Annotated in this window: 1 protein-coding gene and 1 pseudogene; both read right to left on the bottom strand. The window is 68.4% G+C overall.

Translation table 11 applies throughout. The features are described from left to right. A partial coding sequence (locus MSIMFI_RS26320) for a PE family protein (RefSeq protein ID WP_191499878.1) occupies nt 1–522 on the bottom strand: 522 nt, incomplete at its 3' end. A gap of 736 nt (nt 523–1,258) precedes the next feature. Beyond that, a pseudogene (locus tag MSIMFI_RS26310) lies at nt 1,259–1,607 on the bottom strand (PE family protein); the annotation flags it as partial.

Here is a 1,607-nt window from a genome sequence, read left to right as displayed (position 1 = left end):
GGCCCCGCCGGCACCGCCGGCCCCGCCATTACCGATCAGCCCAGCCGATCCGCCAGCACCCCCAGCCACCCCGGCGGTGGTTTCGGAAAAACCGGTGCCGCCGTTGCCGAACAACAGCCCACCCGCCCCGCCATTGGGGCTGACAGCCGTGCCGTTGGCGCCATCGCCGATCAGCGGGCGCCCCAACAACAGGTGGGTCGGCGCGTTGATCGCATCCAGCAGGGTCTGCAGCGGTGTCGCGGCGGCGGCCTCGGCCAGGGCATAGGAGCTGCCGGCGTTAGACAGTGCCCGGGTGAACTGGTCATGAAACGCGGTGGTTTGTGCGCTGAGTGCCTGATAGGCCTGGCCGTGTTGGCCGAACACCGCGGAGATGGCCAGTGACACCTCGTCGGAGGCCGCTGCGCTCAGTTGCACCGTCGGCCCGGCAGCCGCCGCGCTCGCGGCGCTGATCGCCGATCTGATTCCGGCCAAATCCGTGGCCGCCGCGGCCAACAACTCCGGGTTCGCGATCACAAACGACATGTCCTGCCTCCCGTCCGCCGTCGGAGCGTAGCTCCGGCGGCGGTGCCCTGTCCGGGTTTCCCGCAGGTAGGCGAACATGTCGCCAATATCTCGACGGGCGTCGCTTACTCCACGCGAGCGTCACTAAGCTGACGTGTCAGCCGGTCGATGAACTGACTAACTCGGTGGAGTAGGTCAAGGCCTATTGGTCCTGCGATTGGCCTGCGGCTTGCTTTCACCGCCGCTCGCAGTCCTCTGCTGGGCGGTCCGTTAACCAGTCATGTACGACAGTCAGCACATACCTTCTGTTTGCGCGTGAGCTGCGGCAGCGGGCCAACAACTGCTTCGTCGGGTCGAGGCCGGCGAGAACGAACGTGCGACGTCCGACTTCGATGATCCGCCCGAACCGGTCGCACTCGAAGTGGACGTTGAGCAACCTTCGGTGACGGACCGAGGTCATACGGGCTTTGCTCGATAAGGGTGAATCAGCGCGGACAGCCGAACGGCTGCTGCCAATCGAGCTACGGGCCCTCGACGCAGTTCACGTGACGACGGCCCGGCGGCTCGGCGCAGATCTTGGCCGGGTGTACAAACGACGACCGGATGCGCGAGGCCGCCGAGGCGCTCGGCATGGCCGTGATCGCGCCTTTTGATCAGGTAGTTAAGGCGGCAGGGGAGCGCGTCTGCTCGCCGGACTTTAGGGCCTGTCGTCCCCGTTGGTTCCGGGAGTGCCGAACGACGTCTCGACGACTACTCGCTAGGCGTCCTGGCCGGCCCCGCCATTGGCGGGGGCCGAGGAGGTCTGGCCAAAGCCACCCCCGGTGGCGACGGCACCGCCACCGCCACCGCTGTTGCCGACTGCGTCGCCGTTGGCGCCGTCGCCACCTGCCCCGCCCGCGACCCCATCGTCGCCGGGATCACCGTTACCGACCAAACCGGGCCCTACGGCGTTGGCGCCGCCGCCACCACCACCGCCGGTGCCGTTGCCGCCTATCCCACCGCTACCGCCGCCAGTTGCGCCGTTCGGGCTGGTTGCATCGCCGCCGGCACCGCCGTTACCGGCGACACTGCTGGCGGTGGCGGCCCCACCGCCAGCAGTGTCGCCG

The sequence above is a fragment of the Mycobacterium simulans genome, from assembly GCF_900232995.1.
GTDB lineage: Bacteria > Actinomycetota > Actinomycetes > Mycobacteriales > Mycobacteriaceae > Mycobacterium > Mycobacterium simulans.
The sequence above is the reverse complement of the archived record's forward strand: the minus strand, read 5'-3'. Positions and strand labels throughout refer to the sequence as shown.